Source organism: Streptomyces sp. NPDC005281, from assembly GCF_040607495.1.
Lineage (GTDB): Bacteria > Actinomycetota > Actinomycetes > Streptomycetales > Streptomycetaceae > Streptomyces.
The window spans coordinates 95,546-111,090 of record NZ_JBEXGX010000016.1; the positions used below are offsets into that span (position 1 = coordinate 95,546).

The 15,545-nt window shown below is 71.6% G+C and carries 15 protein-coding genes; 9 read left to right on the forward strand and 6 right to left on the reverse strand.

The window, feature by feature from the left end:
- Positions 1–24: 24 nt before the first annotated feature.
- Positions 25–780, reverse strand: a complete 756-nt coding sequence (locus tag ABZV42_RS22915; RefSeq protein WP_355975998.1) for a hypothetical protein — start codon at positions 778–780, stop codon at positions 25–27.
- 153 nt (positions 781–933) lie between these two features.
- Between ABZV42_RS22915 and trpS the strand changes: the two genes are divergently transcribed.
- A complete protein-coding gene (trpS, locus tag ABZV42_RS22920) occupies positions 934–1,947 on the forward strand; it encodes a tryptophan--tRNA ligase (RefSeq protein WP_355975995.1) in 1,014 nt (337 codons plus the stop codon).
- A gap of 225 nt (positions 1,948–2,172) precedes the next feature.
- A complete protein-coding gene (locus ABZV42_RS22925; protein WP_355975993.1) occupies positions 2,173–2,754 on the forward strand; it encodes a 2'-5' RNA ligase family protein in 582 nt (193 codons plus the stop codon).
- A 15-nt stretch (positions 2,755–2,769) separates the two neighbouring features.
- Here ABZV42_RS22925 and ABZV42_RS22930 read toward each other — a convergent pair whose 3' ends face one another.
- From ABZV42_RS22930 to ABZV42_RS22940, 3 genes are all read right to left on the reverse strand, one after another.
- Complete coding sequence (locus tag ABZV42_RS22930; RefSeq protein ID WP_355975991.1) at positions 2,770–3,525, reverse strand: decaprenylphospho-beta-D-erythro-pentofuranosid-2-ulose 2-reductase; 756 nt, start codon at positions 3,523–3,525, stop codon at positions 2,770–2,772.
- A gap of 82 nt (positions 3,526–3,607) precedes the next feature.
- The gene (locus tag ABZV42_RS22935) at positions 3,608–4,957 is read right to left on the reverse strand and encodes an FAD-binding oxidoreductase (RefSeq protein WP_355975989.1); all 1,350 of its coding nucleotides are present in this window, start codon (positions 4,955–4,957) and stop codon (positions 3,608–3,610) included.
- Positions 4,958–5,081: 124 nt separating this feature from the next.
- On the reverse strand, positions 5,082–5,300 hold the full coding sequence (locus ABZV42_RS22940) for a hypothetical protein (RefSeq protein ID WP_356053344.1): 219 nt from the start codon (positions 5,298–5,300) through the stop codon (positions 5,082–5,084).
- 90 nt (positions 5,301–5,390) lie between these two features.
- Here ABZV42_RS22940 and ABZV42_RS22945 point away from each other — a divergent pair, with 90 nt between their 5' ends.
- From ABZV42_RS22945 to ABZV42_RS22960, 4 genes are all read left to right on the forward strand, one after another.
- Complete coding sequence (locus ABZV42_RS22945; protein WP_356053345.1) at positions 5,391–5,864, forward strand: phosphatase PAP2 family protein; 474 nt, start codon at positions 5,391–5,393, stop codon at positions 5,862–5,864.
- Positions 5,857–6,801 (forward strand): decaprenyl-phosphate phosphoribosyltransferase, encoded by a 945-nt coding sequence (locus ABZV42_RS22950; RefSeq protein ID WP_356053347.1) that lies wholly within the window; start codon positions 5,857–5,859, stop codon positions 6,799–6,801. Before ABZV42_RS22945 ends, ABZV42_RS22950 begins: the two co-directional genes overlap by 8 nt.
- A gap of 128 nt (positions 6,802–6,929) precedes the next feature.
- On the forward strand, positions 6,930–7,343 hold the full coding sequence (locus tag ABZV42_RS22955) for a GtrA family protein (protein WP_356053418.1): 414 nt from the start codon (positions 6,930–6,932) through the stop codon (positions 7,341–7,343).
- Positions 7,331–8,260, forward strand: coding sequence for a YihY/virulence factor BrkB family protein (locus ABZV42_RS22960; RefSeq protein ID WP_355975979.1), 930 nt, complete (start codon positions 7,331–7,333; stop codon positions 8,258–8,260). Before ABZV42_RS22955 ends, ABZV42_RS22960 begins: the two co-directional genes overlap by 13 nt.
- Positions 8,261–8,317: 57 nt before the next feature.
- Here the strand turns inward: ABZV42_RS22960 and ABZV42_RS22965 are convergent, their stop codons facing one another.
- On the reverse strand, positions 8,318–9,628 hold the full coding sequence (locus ABZV42_RS22965; protein ID WP_356053349.1) for a D-alanyl-D-alanine carboxypeptidase: 1,311 nt from the start codon (positions 9,626–9,628) through the stop codon (positions 8,318–8,320).
- Between the two features lie 112 nt (positions 9,629–9,740).
- Here ABZV42_RS22965 and ABZV42_RS22970 point away from each other — a divergent pair, with 112 nt between their 5' ends.
- The 3 genes from ABZV42_RS22970 to ABZV42_RS22980 all read left to right on the forward strand — a co-directional run bounded on the left by ABZV42_RS22970 (position 9,741) and on the right by ABZV42_RS22980 (position 12,999).
- The gene (locus tag ABZV42_RS22970; protein ID WP_328449026.1) at positions 9,741–9,983 is read left to right on the forward strand and encodes an SCO4848 family membrane protein; all 243 of its coding nucleotides are present in this window, start codon (positions 9,741–9,743) and stop codon (positions 9,981–9,983) included.
- A gap of 16 nt (positions 9,984–9,999) precedes the next feature.
- Complete coding sequence (locus ABZV42_RS22975) at positions 10,000–11,298, forward strand: metallophosphoesterase (RefSeq protein ID WP_356053351.1); 1,299 nt, start codon at positions 10,000–10,002, stop codon at positions 11,296–11,298.
- Positions 11,299–11,442: 144 nt separating this feature from the next.
- Positions 11,443–12,999 (forward strand): ABC transporter substrate-binding protein, encoded by a 1,557-nt coding sequence (locus tag ABZV42_RS22980; protein WP_356053353.1) that lies wholly within the window; start codon positions 11,443–11,445, stop codon positions 12,997–12,999.
- Between the two features lie 105 nt (positions 13,000–13,104).
- Here the strand turns inward: ABZV42_RS22980 and ABZV42_RS22985 are convergent, their stop codons facing one another.
- Positions 13,105–15,378, reverse strand: a complete 2,274-nt coding sequence (locus ABZV42_RS22985) for a sulfatase-like hydrolase/transferase (protein WP_356053355.1) — start codon at positions 15,376–15,378, stop codon at positions 13,105–13,107.
- Positions 15,379–15,545 lie beyond the last annotated feature (167 nt).

The window sequence follows — 15,545 nt, forward strand, 5'->3', positions numbered from 1 at the left end:
CGTGCGGCCGCTCCGGTCGGGTCCCTACAGGTCGATCAGCTCCTGGCGCGGCTCGCGCGGTGACCCGGCGTCCTCACGCCGGGCCGCCGCGCGGCGCAGCAGCCACGGCACACCGGCCCCGAGAACCACGCCCGCCGCGAGCCCGGGCAGCACCCACCGCGCCCGGTCCGCCGTACCGGGCTCCGCCACGGCGGCCACCACCGTCGGTGCGGCGCCGAACAGCGTCCCCTCCTCCGTCAGCTGCCCGAACACCGAGCGCGGCGCCCGATGCCAGCGGATGTCGTCGTCCGCCACGTCGGGCGAGGGGTCCGACCGCACCCACGGCGTACCGTCAGGGGCGAGGAACACCTGGTCCTGGCGCTCGATGGCGACGTCGCCGCCGGGCGCCCGGCTCGTCCGCGGCCAGCCCCCGACACCGGTCAGCCCCCAGATCACCGTGGCCCGCACCTGGGGGAAACGGCCCCGCGTCCAAGCCTCGGGCACCGGCTCCGTCCCCGTGTACCGGGGTGAGAGCAGCCGCCACAGCCGTCCGAAGTCCCGCTGGTCGGCGTGCAGCGTGGTCGTCAGGCCCGTGTCCCCCGCGATGACCAGGGCCAGGTCCGGGCTGTCGGAGACGGACGGGGCGGCCGGGACCGCCCCGCCGTCCACCGCGACCGCCTTCCCGGACGGCCCGGTGCCCGCCGTGGCACGCACCCCGGGCGCCCCGACCACCGCCAGCACCATGAGAGCGCCCAGCAGGCTCCCCGCCCTCGCCCCGATCCGTCCGGCCCGCCACTCCATGATTCCCCCTCGTCCGCCGGCCGTGCGCCACCACGGGCACCCAGCTCGACATGCCGGGTTCCTACCCGGGCTGTCCCTGTTGCCTCCCGCCGCCGGCACATCTCTTTCCGGCCAGTTCCGGAGCGGACCCCGGTACCTGAGAGAATGGTGAACATGGCCTCTGACAGTCCTCGCGTGCTCTCCGGAATCCAGCCCACGGCAGGCTCGTTCCACCTCGGCAACTACCTCGGCGCCGTCCGTCAGTGGGTGGCGCTCCAGGAGTCCCACGACGCGTTCTACATGGTCGTCGACCTGCACGCGATCACGATTCCGCAGGACCCCGCGGACCTGCGTGCCAACACCCGGCTCGCCGCGGCGCAGTTGCTCGCCGCCGGCCTCGACCCCGAGCGCTGCACGCTCTTCGTCCAGAGCCATGTCCCCGAGCACGCGCAGCTCGCCTGGGTCATGAACTGCCTCACCGGTTTCGGCGAGGCCTCCCGCATGACCCAGTTCAAGGACAAGTCCGCCAAGCAGGGCGCCGACCGTGCGAGCGTGGGCCTGTTCACGTACCCGGTCCTCCAGGTGGCGGACATCCTGCTGTACCAGGCCCACGAGGTCCCGGTCGGCGAGGACCAGCGCCAGCACATCGAGCTGACCCGCGACCTCGCGGAGCGCTTCAACGGCCGCTTCGGCGAGACGTTCCGGATTCCCAAGCCGTACATCCTCAAGGAGACGGCGAAGATCTTCGATCTCCAGGACCCGTCGATCAAGATGAGCAAGTCGGCGTCGACGCCGAAGGGCCTCATCAATCTGCTCGACGACCCGAAGGTGACCGCCAAGAAGGTCAAGAGCGCGGTCACCGACACGGACACCGTCATCAGGTACGACGCGAGCGCCAAGCCGGGTGTCAGCAACCTGCTGACCATCTATTCGACGCTCACCGGCACGGGAATCGCCGAACTGGAGCAGAAGTACGAGGGCAAGGGCTACGGTGCGCTGAAAACGGACCTCGCCGAGGTCATGGTCGACTTCGTGACGCCGTTCCGGGAGCGCACCCAGCAGTATCTGGACGACCCGGAGACGCTCGACTCGATCCTGGCCAAGGGAGCGGAGAAGGCGCGTGCCGTCGCCGCGGAGACGCTCTCCCAGGCCTACGACCGTGTCGGATTCCTGCCCGCCAAGCACTGACGGCCGGGGCCGCCGCCGCGGGAGTGGCCGTGCCCGGGCCGCACGGCGGCGGCACGGCCCCTACCACACCACCTTCGGCAGTCAGTACGAGACGAGCGCGACACTCCCGCGACGGCCGATCGTGGGGCATACCGCCGTACAGTCGAAAGCCGGGGAGGCCGAGGAATCGCCTCCGCCGCGCAGCACCACCGAACAGCCTGACCATCGACAACGACAGGAGACGACGTGGGGACCGTAACGATCGGTGTGTCGATCGCGGTCCCGGAGCCTCACGGCAGCCTGCTCCAGGAGCGGCGCGCTGGCTTCGGCGACCTCGCGGCCTGCTGCATTCCCACGCACGTCACCCTGCTGCCGCCGACCGAGGTCGAGGAGTCGGCGCTGCCCGCGATCGAGACGCACCTCGTCGAGGTCGCCGCCGCCGGGCGCCCGTTCCCGATGCGGCTGTCCGGCACGGGCACGTTCCGCCCCCTGTCGCCGGTCGTGTACGTGAGGGTCGCCGAGGGCGCCGAGGCCTGCACCTGGCTTCAGAAGCAGGTCCGGGACGCCTCGGGCCCCGTCGCCCGCGAGCTCCAGTTCCCGTACCACCCGCACGTCACCGTGGCGCACGGCATCGGCGAAGAGGCGATGGACCAGGCCTTCGAGGCGCTGTCCGGGTACGACGCCGGGTGGCCCTGCACCGGATTCGCCCTCTACGAACAGGGCGCCGACGGTGTGTGGCGCAAGCTCCGCGAGTTCGCCTTCGGCGGTTCCGTGGTGCCCCCGCAGGCCTCCTCGCCCGAGCGGGACACCACACTCCCGGCGCTCTGACAGGTCCGCGGAACCTCAGACCGGCAGCCGCCTGAACACCGCCCGTGGTGTGTGCCGCAGCGCCGACATGACCATCCTGAGCGCCCCCGGCACCCACACGGTCTCGGAGCGGCGCCTGAGCCCCAGCTCGATCGCCGCGGCCACGGCCTCCGGAGTGGTCGACAGCGGCACCTTCGGCAGATGGGCCGTCATCCGCGTACGGACGAACCCGGGGCGTACGACCATGACGTGCGCGCCGGTGCCGTGCAGGGCGTCGCCCAGGCCCTGCGCGAAGGCGTCCAGGCCCGCCTTGCTGGAGCCGTAGATGAAGTTCGAGCGGCGGGCGCGTTCGCCCGCGACCGAGGACAGCACCACCAGGGAGCCGTGCCCCTGTGTCTGGAGCGCCCGCGCGCACACCAGGCCCGAGGACACCGCGCCGGTGTAGTTGGTCTGCGCGACCCGGACCGCCGCGACCGGCTCCTTCTCGTCCACGGCCTGGTCGCCGAGCACCCCGAAGGCCATCAGCACCATGTCGATGTCCCCCTCGGCGAACACCTTGCCGAGCACGGCCTCGTGGGACTCGGGATCGAGGGCGTCGAAGGCGACGGTACGGACCTGTGCGCCGAGCCCGCGCAGCCGCCCGGCGGCCTCCTCCAGGGCGGGCGTCGGCCGACCGGCGAGCCACACCGTGCGGGTGCGCCGGGCGATCATCCGGCGCGCGGTGGCCAGCGCGATCTCGGACGTGCCGCCGAGGACCAGCAGGGACTGGGGGATACCGAAGGCGTCCTTCATGACAGCGAGCTCCTAGAGACAGGGGAACCGGACGGGCGGCCGGGAACGTGGCGCCGTGCGGGTCGGGAACGGCGCGGGGGCGCTACAGGCCGAGACGGCGGGACAGGTCCGAGGTGAAGACGCCTCGCGGGTCCAGCTCCCGCCGCAGCGACCGGAACGCGCCGAGCCGCGGATACATCGAGGCCAGCAGCTCGGGCCGCAGCCTCGCGTCCTTGGCGAGGTACACACGCCCTCCGGCGCCCGCCACCTCCTCGTCCAGCTCGTCGAGGAAGGCGCCGAGGCCAGGCAGGCCCGCCGGGATGTCCAGGGCGAGGGTCCAGCCGGGCAGGGGGAAGGAAAGCCAGCCCGGATCGCCCTCCCCGAAGCGCTTCAGGACGGCGAGGAAGGACGGGCAGCGGCGTCCGGAGATGCGCCGCACGATCCGGCGCAGGGTCTCCTCCCGGCCGTGTCCGACGACGAACTGGTACTGGACGAAACCGCCGCGCCCGTAGACGCGGTTCCAGTGCGGCACCCCGTCCAGGGGATGGAAGAAGGCCGGGATCGGCTGGAGTTCGCCGGTCCGCGCGCGAGGCGCCTTGCGGTACCAGAGTTCGTTGAACAGGCCCACCGTCGTCCGCCCGAGGAGCCCTTCGGGCACGAAGGCGGGGGCGGCCGGCAGCCGCGGCGGGCGGAACGCCAGCGGGTGCCGGCGGGCCCGCGCGGGCAGCGCGTCCAGCGGGGCGTGATCGCCGCGGGTCAGGACCGAGCGCCCCGTCCTCGCCCCGCGCGCGAGAAGGTCGATCCAGGCCACCGAGTAGCGGTAGCGGTGGTCGGTGGCGGTGAGGCGCGCCATCAGGTCGTCCAGGTCCGCCGCGCGTTCGGTGTCGACGGACATCAGGCCGCTCTCCACCGGCTGGAGGCGGACGGTCGCCGTCAGGATCACGCCGGTCAGGCCCATGCCGCCCGCCGTGGCGTCGAACAGCGGGGTGCCGCGCCCCACCGTCCTGATCTCGCCGTCCGCCGTCAGCAGCTCGAACGACAGGACGTGACGGGAGAAGGAGCCCGACACATGGTGGTTCTTGCCGTGGATGTCCGCTCCGATCGCGCCGCCCACGGTCACATAGCGGGTCCCGGGCGTCACCGGCACGAACCAGCCGAGGGGGAGCAGGACCTCCATGAGCCGGTGCAGGGAGACCCCCGCGTCGCACAGGACCGTGCCGCCGTCCGCGTCGATGGCGTGGATCCGGTCCAGGGCCGTCATGTCGAGCACGGCCCCGCCCGCGTTCTGCGCGGCGTCGCCGTACGCCCGTCCGAGCCCCCGGGCGATCCCTCCCCGTGCGCCGCACTCCCGGACGGCGGCCGCCGCCTCGCCGTAGGTGCGCGGGCGGACCAGACGGGCGGTGGTCGGGGCGGTGCGGCCCCAACCCGTGACGGAGACGGAGTCGGCAGGCATGACCGTGACCGTAGCGCTGCCGGGGGTGCACAACGGGGCAATCTACCCAGCGCTCCCGGCTCCTCACCGAAATGGGTGATTAATGGGATGTCGTCCAAGATTGCCGTAGTTCTGCGACCACTCCCTAGAAGAGTGACATCGCATGGACGACCTTGACGACCGTGACGAGACGGATCGGCGGCTTGACGACCATGGCCACCGGGGCGACATGGATCGAAGCCCGGACGGCCACGGCCACCGGGGTGGCGGCATGGACCGCGGGTTCGACGCTGTGGACCATCAACGTGAAGGTGTGGACCGTCCACGTGATCATGCGGACCGTCCACATGACGGCGTGGACCATCCACGTAACCATGCGGACCGTCCAGATGACGGTGCGGACCGTCCACATGACGGTGCGGACCGTCGACGTGACGGTGTGGACCGCCGGCTGTTGTCCGCACTCCACGCGTACGGCGGGGACCCGCACGTCGCGGCCGCCGCGCGCGCCCTGTCCTGGAGCGGGGAGCACGGCGCCCTGTGGCTCGCCGCGGGGCTCGCCGGGGCGGCCGCCGACCGCGGCCGGCGCGGCGCGTGGCTGCGCGCCACGGCGCTCACCGCAGGCGCTCACCTCGCGAGCATGGGTGTGAAGCGGATCGTGCGCCGCCCGCGTCCCACGCACGTGGCGCCCCGGGTCCGCACCGTCGGACGGCACTCCTTCCCCAGCTCGCACGCGGCCTCCGCCGCCGCCGCGGCGGTGGCCTACGGCACGCTCGGCGCGTACGCCGTGCCGCCGCTCGCCGCCGCGATGTGCCTCTCGCGCCTCGTCGTCGGCGTCCACTACCCCACGGACGTCGCCGCCGGTGCGGCCCTGGGCGCCGCGGCGGCCCGGCTGGGCGTCCGCTGGATCGGAGCCGGCCATGGCTGAGCGCACCGCGCTCCTGGAGCGCAGCCCGGCCCTAGCCCCGCCGCCGAGGACCCTGACCGGGCTGCTGCTGGGCCTGGTCAGGACCGCACGTCCCCGGCAGTGGGTGAAGAACGTGCTCGTCGTGGCCGCCCCGGCCGCCGCCGGCCGGCTCTTCTCGCCGCACGCGTTCGGCCGGCTCGCCCTGGTGTTCGTCCTGTTCACGGCCTGCGCCGCCGCCGTCTACCTGATCAACGACGCCCGGGACGTCGTCGCCGACCGCGCCCACCCCGTGAAGCGCCACCGCCCGGTCGCCGCCGGCCAGGTCCCCGTCACGGCCGCGTACGCCGTCGGCGGCACCCTCGGGGTCCTCGCCCCCGCGGCCGCCGCCTGGTTCTGCTCGGCGGCCGTCTGCGCGCTGCTGACCGCGTACATCGGCATGCAGCTGGCGTACTGCGTCAGCCTGAAGCACGTGCTCGTCGTGGACCTCGTCGTCGTCACGACCGGATTCCTGATGCGGGCCATGGTCGGCGGCCTGGCCCTCGGTATCCCGCTCTCGCGCTGGTTCCTGATCACCACCGGGTTCGGGGCGCTGTTCATGGTCTCGGCGAAGCGTTACTCCGAGGCCGTGCAGATGACGGGGAAGGCGGGCGCCACGCGCGCGCTGCTCACCGAGTACACGACCGGCTATCTGCGCTTCGTCTGGCAGCTGGCCGCCGGGGTCTCCGTCCTCGGCTACTGCCTGTGGGCCCTGGAGGAGGGCGGGGTGCCGAGCACCGGCCTGCTGCCGTGGCGTCAGCTGTCCATGGTCGCCTTCATCCTGGCCGTCCTGCGCTACGCCGTCTTCGCCGACCGGGGCACGGCGGGCGAGCCGGAGGACGTGGTCCTGCGCGACCGTCCGCTCGCCCTCATCGGCCTGGTGTGGCTGGCGATGTACGGGCTCGCCGTGGCCAACTGGTGAGCGTCACCGAGGACCGGCCCGGCGCCGGGCTCCTCGACGGGCGCGGGACGGACACCGGGGCGCGGGCCGCCCCGGGGGCCACGGAACCGGTTTCGGTCCCCGGGGCGGCCCGTCCCCGGAAGCCGTTCCTGGGTGAGCTCCTCGGCTTCGCCGCGGTCGGCTCCCTCGCCTACGCCGCCGACCTCGGCCTCTTCGTCTGGCTCCGCGGCCCGGCCGGTCTGGACCCGCTGACCGCCAAGGCACTGTCCTTCCTCGCCGGCTGTTCGGTCGCGTACGCGGGGAACGCGCTCGGCACCTACCGGCACGCGGCGGCCCGTGGCCCCCGCCAGTACGTGATCTTCTTCGCGGTGAACATCGCGGGCGCGCTCGTGCAGCTGCTGTGCATCGCCGTCAGTCACTACGGCTTCGGTTTCACCTCACCGCGCGCGGACACCGTCTCCGGAGCGGGAATCGGTATGGCGCTCGCCACCGTCCTGCGATTTTGGGGTACCCGGTCACTGGTTTTCCGAGGTGAGGACAGAGTCGGATCATGGACTGGCTGAAAAAGATTCCCGGCGTGGGGCCCCTGGTCGTGCGCCTGATGACCACGCACGCGTGGCGGTCGTACGAGCGGCTCGACCGCGTGAAGTGGACGCGGCTCGCCGCGGCGATGACCTTCATCAGCTTCGTGGCGCTGTTCCCGCTGCTGACCGTGGCCGCGGCGGTCGCCGCCGCCACGCTGAGCGCCCAGCAGCAGAAGGACCTCCAGGACAAACTCGCCGAGCAGGTGCCGGGCATCTCCGACCAGCTGGACATCCACAGCCTGGTCCAGAACGCCGGCACGATCGGGCTCATCGCGGGTGTCCTGCTGCTGATCACCGGCATCGGCTGGGTCGGCCAGATGCGGGACTGCCTGCGCGCGGTCTGGGAGCTGCCCGACGGCGAGGAGAACCCCTTGCTGCGCAAGCTCAAGGACGGTGGAATCCTCGTCGGTCTCGGCGGCGCGGTGCTCCTCACCATCGCCGTCTCCACCCTCGCGTCCACGGCGATGGGCTGGTCGGCGCGGCACCTCGGCCTGGACGAGCACGGCTGGGGGACCACGCTGCTCCAGTTCGTGGCCTTCGCGGTGGCCGTGCTCGCGGACTTCCTGGTCCTGCTGTACGTCCTCACGCTGCTGCCCGGCGTGGAGCCGCCGCGCCGCCGGCTGATCGTGGCGGCGCTGATCGGCGCCGTCGGGTTCGAACTGCTCAAGCTGCTGCTCAGCGGCTATATGCGGGGTGTGGCGTCGAAGAGCATGTACGGCGCCTTCGGAGTGCCGATCGCACTGCTCCTGTGGATCAACTTCACCTCGAAACTGCTCCTGTACTCCGCCGCCTGGACGGCGACCCGCAGCAAGGGCCAGGACCGGCAGGCGGCTCGTCCGGAGGGACCGGCGGCTCCGGACGAGCCGGCCGGCTCGCGGGAACCGGCGGCCCCGTAGCGCGACCGGACGGACCCGGGGGCTCCGGAGAACGCGGGGCTCCGGAGCCCGGGGTGATCAACGGCGCCGGCGCATCAGGTCCGGCAGCGGCCAGCGGCGGTTGACCAGGAAGACGCCCGCCGCGAGCAGCACGAGGAAGCCGCCCGCCAGCCCGAGCGCGACGCCGATGCCGCTCGAACCGCCCTTCGCGACGGCGGTGGAGGCCGCCACCGGCTTCGTGGAGGCGCTCGCCCCGCCGGTGCCGGAGTTCGTGCCGGGGCTCGCGCCGTCCGACGCGTTCGCGCCCGGCTGGGCGGTGGTGTCGACGCCCTTGGGCGGGACCAGTTCACCCACGGGCTGGACCTTGCCCGCGGCCTGGAATCCCCAGTCGAGCAGCTGCGCGGCCTCCTTGTAGACCTCGTTGTGCTCCTTCTTCTCCGGGTTCATGACCGTGACGAGCAGCACCTTGCCGCCGCGCTCGGCGACACCCGTGAAGGTGGCGCCCGCGTTGGTGGTGTTGCCGTTCTTCACGCCCGCGATTCCCTGGTATGCGGTGACGTCGCTGTCGCCGGTCAGCAGCCGGTTGGTGTTCTGGATCTCGGAGGGCGCGCGGCCGGCCGTGCCCTTCCGGTTCCCGGCCGCCACGCCGGGGAACTTGGCCCGCACCGTCGAGCAGTACTCCCGGAAGTCCTTCTTCTGGAGTCCCGAACGGGCGAACAGGGTCAGGTCGTAAGCCGACGAAACCTGGCCCCCGGCGTCGTAGCCGTCCGGGCTCACCACGTGCGTGTCGAGGGCCTGGAGGTCCTCGGCGTGCGCCTGCATGTCCTTGACCGTCTCGTCGATGCCGCCGTTCATCGCGGACAGCACATGCACGGCGTCGTTGCCGGAACGCAGGAAGACACCGAGCCACAGGTCGTGGACGGTGTACGTCTGGTTCTCCTTTATGCCCACCACGCTGGAGCCCGCGCCGATGCCCGCCAGGTCGGAGTGGGCCACCTTGTGCGAGGTGGTCCTCGGGAACCTGGGCAGCACCGTGTCGGCGAACAGCATCTTCAGGGTGCTCGCCGGGGGCAGCCGCCAGTGGGCGTTGTGCGCGGCCAGGACGTCGCCGGACTCGGCGTCGGCGACGATCCAGGAACGGGCGGTGATGTCCGCGGGCAGGACGGGGGCGCCGCCGCCGAGGGCCACCTGGTTGCCGGGCCTGCCGAGCCGTTCACCGCCCAGGCTCGACATGTTCGCCGGGGGTGTGGCCGAGGGAGAGGCCGTGGGGCTCTCCGACGGGCTCGCGTCGGCGGTGTCGGCGAACGCGGGCGCGGTGAGAGAAAGGGCCAGCAAAGTCGCGGATGCGGTCAGCAGGGATCGCCGAATGATCTTTTTCGAGACGGGCACGATCGAGAAAGTACAGGGGTTGTGACCGGAATTCCCGTCACCGTCCGGGGAAGCCGCCCCGCCCTCTCCACCCCGGCGCCGGACGACGGTGGGCGACGGCGATACTGAACGCATGAAGCTCAGCCGCCCCGTGTCCTGGTTCCTGCTCGCCTTCGGGGTGTGGAGTTGGGTCATTTGGGTCACTTTCGCTAAGAATCTCTGGGAAGACGCCAGTGGGCTCGCGTTCGACGACGCGGGTGATCCGACGGCGTACTTCTGGGTGCATCTGACGCTCACCGTCGTGTCGTTTGTCCTTGGGACGGTCGTCGGGGTCATCGGGTTGCGCGGAGTACGCGCTTTGCGCCAGACGTCATAACGGGGGATACGGCGTCATGGTCATCTTGTTCGTGTCTGCGGGTCTGGCCGCGCTGGCCGTGCTCGGCGGGCTGCACTGGTACGCCTATCGCCGGCTGGTGCGGGACACCACGAGCGGTCCCGGACCGGTCCGCAGGCTGGGCGCCGCCGTCTTCGTCGCCGGGCCGCTGCTGATGGTGGGCGCCGTCGTGAGCGAGCGCGCGGGCGCTCCCTTCTGGCTCCAGCGGACGCTGTCCTGGCCCGGGTTCCTGTGGATGCCGCTGGGCCTCTACCTCGTCCTTGCGCTGCTGGCCGGGGAGTTCGTACGGCCGGTCCTGCGACGGTTCCTGGAGCGCCGGGCCGCCCGGCCGACCGCGCCGGTGTCCCCGGCTGACCCGAACGAACGGGCTGAACCGACCGAGCCGGCCGACGCTGAACCGGCCGACCCGGCCGACCCGGCTGACCCGGCCGACCCGGCGGAACCGGCTGAACCGGCGGAGGCCCTCCGGGTGCCGTCGCGGCGGCTGTTCGTCTCGCGTGTCGTGGGCGGCACGGCCGCGGCCGTCGCGGTGGGGACCGTGGGCTACGGAACGTACGGCGTACTGCGCGGGCCCGGGGTGAAGCGGGTCACCGTGCCGCTGGCCAAACTGCCCCGGTCCGCCCACGGCTTCCGGATCGCCGTCGTGAGCGACATCCATCTCGGGCCGGTACTGGGCCGCGGGTTCGCCCAGAAGGTCGTCGACACCATCAACTCCACACAGCCCGACCTGATCGCCGTCGTGGGCGACCTGGTCGACGGCAGCGTGAAGAACCTCGGCCCCGCGGCCGCACCGCTCGCCGGACTGCGAGCCCGGCACGGGTCGTACTTCGTCACCGGGAACCACGAGTACTTCTCCGGGGCGGCGCAGTGGGTCAGGGAGGTGCGCGAGCTGGGGATCCATCCCCTGGAGAACGCGCGGACCGAGCTGGCCGGATTCGACCTGGCCGGAGTGAACGACCTCCAGGGCGAGAGCGAGGGGCAGGGACCCGACTTCGGCAGGGCGCTCGGAGACCGCGACACGACCCGGGCCTGTGTGCTGCTCGCGCATCAGCCGGTGCAGATCCATGAGGCGGTACGCCACGGCGTCGACCTCCAGCTGTCCGGACACACCCATGGCGGACAGCTGTGGCCGGGCAACTTCGTCGCGGCCGCCGCCAATCCGACGGTCGCCGGCCTGGAGCGCTACGGAGACACCCAGCTCTACGTTTCCCGGGGCGCGGGAGCCTGGGGGCCGCCGACCCGGGTCGGCGCGCCCTCGGACATCACCGTCGTCGAGCTGGCGTCGCTCGAAGCCTGAGAACCGGCTGTGGGACGGCGGGAAAAGATCGTTTTCATCGGACCCGAGCACTCTTCCCGATTCCCTTCCACGGCTGAAACTCCTGTGGTTAGGTGATCCGCGCCACTAGGGGAGTGGCGTGCGGGGCGCCTGGGGAGGGCACCGATGCGATCGGTTCGCTTATGGATTCTCGCGACACTGCTCGTCCTGGCGGGCGCGGGTGTGGCCGGCTGGCAACTGCTGCCCGCGAAGCAGAACAGCGACCGCACCATCAGGGTGGGCACGACGGACGCCGTCACCTCGCTCGACCCGGCCGGCGCCTACGACGCCGGATCCTGGGCCCTGTTCAGCAATCTCTTCCAGTCGCTGCTCACCTTCGAGCCGGGCGGCGTCAAGCCCGTTCCGGACGCCGCCAGGAGCTGCGCGTTCACCGACACGGGGCTGCGCACCTATCGCTGCACACTCCGTGACGACCTGACGTTCGCGAGCGGGCGCAGGATGACCGCCGAGGACGTGAAGTTCTCCTTCGACCGGATCAAGCGCATCAACGACGAGGTCGGACCCGCCTCCCTGCTCTCCACCCTGGGCAGCGTGGACGCCAGCGGCCTGACCGTCACGTTCCGGCTGTCCTCGCCCGACGCGACCTTCCCGTTCAAGCTGGCGACCGGCGCCGGATCGATCGTCGACGGCACCCGCTACCCCAGGCGCAGCCTGCGCACCGACTCCGGTGCCGACGGCACGGGGCCCTACGTCCTCAAGACGTACTCGGCGAACACGAAGGCCGTCCTCGCCCCCAACCCCCGCTACGAGGGCGCCGTCGACAGCCCCGGCACGCCGGTCGTCCTGTGCTACTACGCCAACTCGCAGGCACTCCAGGTGGGCTGGAAGGCGAAGGAGCTGGACGTCGTGGCCCGTCAGCTGCCGCCCGCCGTGCTCGCCGCCCTCTCGCCGAGCGACCCCGCCCAGCGGGTCATGGCGGCCGACAGCGCCGAGACCCGCAATCTCGTCCTCGACGTGCGCGAGGGTTCGCCGCTGCACGACCGGCGGGTCCGGCAGGCCCTCGCCTCGCTGATCGACCGCGACAAGCTGGTCGACCGGACGTACCGGGGGACCACCGACGCGCTGTACGGGCTGATCCCGGCCGGGATCACGGGACACGCGACCTCGTTCTTCGACGACTACCCGAAACCGGACCCCCGGAAGGCGCGGGCCCTGCTGACCGAGGCGGGCGTCTCGTTGCCCGTGCGCTTCACCTACGGCTTCGCCGAGGGGCGGGGTGCCGCGGGCGAGGAGGCGGCCGAGCTCAAGCGGCAGCTGGAGGCGGACGGACTCTTCAAGGTGACGACCGAGGGCTTCGAGTGGACCGAGTTCCAGAAGAAGTACGCGGAGGGCGGTCTTGACTCCTGGGCGGTCGGCTGGGTCGCCGACTATCCCGACGCCGACACCTTCGGCGCGCCGCTCGTCGGCACCGGCAACAGCATGAAGAACGGCTACAGCAACAAGGATGTCGACCGGCTGATCAAGGAGACCCAGCAGGACGCCGACCGAAGCCGTACGGCGGACGCGTTCCGCCGGCTCCAGGCGGACGTGGCCCAGGACGTCCCGCTGATTCCGCTGTGGCAGCGCAAGGACTACGTCATCAGCAGCGAGGACATCAGCGGCGGCGAGTACCTGTCCGACGGGACCGGTGTCTTCCGCCTCTGGCAGCTGAGCTGGCTGTGACAGCCGCCGTGGTTCCCGCTCCGGTCGACGTGACGGCGGCGGGCGGCGGTCGACGGCCCTCGCCGTGATCGCCGCCCGCGGACGGGGAGTCGGTTCCGTCAGGCCCTAGGGGTGCGGAGTCGATCCGTAGGCCGTCAGGAAGCGGTCGCGGAACGCGCTCATCTTCCACACCGGGGCGTTGTGCTCGGGCTGAAGACCGTCCGTCCAGCCCCAGTCGGCGATCCTGTCGAGCACCTTCGGGTCCTTGGCGACGATCGAGACGGGCACGTCACGGCTGGCGTGGTCGCCGCTGACCCGGGCGATCGGCTGGTGGTCGCCGAGGTAGATCAGCACGGTGTTCTTGTTGCCGTACTTCACCAGGTAGTCGATCAGGCTCGTCACCGAGTACGAGATCGCCTTGCCGTACTCCACTTTCGACTTCGGCGAGCTGGTGATGATGTCGGCGGGCCTCTTGCCGGCCTTCTCGATGGCGTTGTAGACCGAGCCGTCGCCGACCTGGTCCTGCGAGACGGTCTCGGGGATGGGCGCCCAGGGCTGGTGACTCGAGGTCAGGATGATCGTCGACATCAGCGGCTTGTCGTGCTTCTTGCTGTGCACCAGGCGCTCGAACGCGGCCAGGGCGTACTGGTCGGGCATGGTCGACCAGCTGAACTTCGGCCCCTTGTAGCCGAGGTGGTGGGCGTCGTAGAGCTTGTCTATGCCGTAGAACTTCTGTTCGGGCCAGGCTTTCTGCACGCCGGGCATGACGCCGACGGTGTCGTAGTCGCCGGTCTTCTTGAAGGCGCCGGGCAGGGTCAGGTGATCGCCCGCGGTCACGGTGCGGTAGCGCTGCTGGTTGTTGATCCACAGGCCCGACAGGAACGTCGAGTGGCCGAGCCAGCTGCTGCCGCCGTACGTCGCCGAGGTGAGCCAGCCGCTCTTCGCCGCGAAACCGGCCCGGGTCAGCTTCTTGTTCTCGGCTGTCAGCGTGGCGTCGACGCGCGGTGCCATGAGCGGGTCCTCGATGGCGCTGCGGCCGTAGCTCTCGATGAACGTGATGATCATGTCCTTGCCGCGCAGATCGGTGAGCAGCTGGCTGGGCGGCGTGTTCGCGAAGTTGTCCTTCTTGGATATCTTCGCGAACTCGGCTTCGTCCCGCAGGGTCTGCCGCACCCGCTCCGCCCGGTCCTGGACGACCAGGGCGACGTGCTCGGAGGCGATGGGCACCCCGGTGTACTGCACGCCGAGCGTCGCACAGGTGACCCAGGCTATGGCCAGGACCAGCGTCGTGCGGGTCGCCGTCACGGTGTTCCTGGCGACCAGGTTGCCCAGCCGGACGACCGACAGCGTCAGGAGGGCCAGTATGACGATCACGAGCGTCACGGCCAGGGCCGCGATGCCGAGCGCGCCGTCGTTGCCGAACGTGTCCTGGAGGTAGGCCTGCGCGTCGCCGAAGAGGGACCAGTCGAGGACGACGTTGAAGCCCCGCCCGAGGTATTCGTTGAAGCCGATGTCGAGGATGTTCAGGACGGTCAGCACGCCCAGGACCAGTCCGGCGGCCACCGACAGCGCGATCCGCGGGCGGCGGGGCAGGACGATCAGCAGCGCCGCGCCGAAGATCGCCTCCACCGGGAGACGCAGGAACTCGGCCGGCCGGAACTTGTCCGCATGGCTCGGCATGAGCAGCGCGAACAGGACGAGCGTGGCGGCGACGAGGGTCGTGGACCACGCGAGGGTGCGGGCGGCGACGGGATGCCGGCCGCGCCATCCGTGCCACCGGCCGCGCCCGGGCGGCTCGTCCCCCGGCGGTTCCTCCCCGTCACCGGCCCCGTCCCCGACGGCCGCGTCCGGGACTTCCCCGGCAGGGGCCTCCTCGGCCGGGGAAGCAGCCACTCCCGAGCCGCTGTCCGAGGGGTCCGCGTCCGCGCCGACCTCGGCCGGCGCAACGGTTCCGGTGCCGGGTTCGGTACCGGCCGGGGCGCCCACCGCGGTGGAGCCGTCGGCCGGGGCACTTGGCTCGGTCGGGCCTTCGGCCTCGGCCGGGCTCGGGGCCTGGACGTCGGCCTCGGCCGGGCTCGGGGCCTGGACGTCGGCCTCGGCCAGGGCCTTGGCCGGGCTCGGGGACGGGCCTTCGGCCTCGGCCGGAGTTTCCTCCGGGGCCCCGGAACCCGAAGAGGCGGCCCCGTCGTTCGCGGAGATCTCGGGGGCCGCCCCGGCCGCTGCCTCTCCCTCACCGGAGGCGGCGGCGTCCTGATCGGTTTCCGTATTCGTATCCGTGGCCGTATCCGTATTCGTTTCCGCGCCGGTGGCCGTGTCCGCGAGCGGGTCCGGCGTCGGTTCGTCGCGCGGAGGCGTCTCGTCCGTGTTCGGCAGCTGTCGAGAGCTTGTGTTGAACGACAACCCGGCGGTCCTTCCGTGCGATGCGCGGTGGCGGCGTGGCGGGCCGATCGGTTGCGACCGATTCGCCCTCATCGTGGTGTACGGGGCCTGGGCTGCCGGTGTTCAACCGCGCGGGTCAGCTTCTGCCCAAGTCCGTATCCGCAGGTCACAGCGGTGCGAGCGCAGCC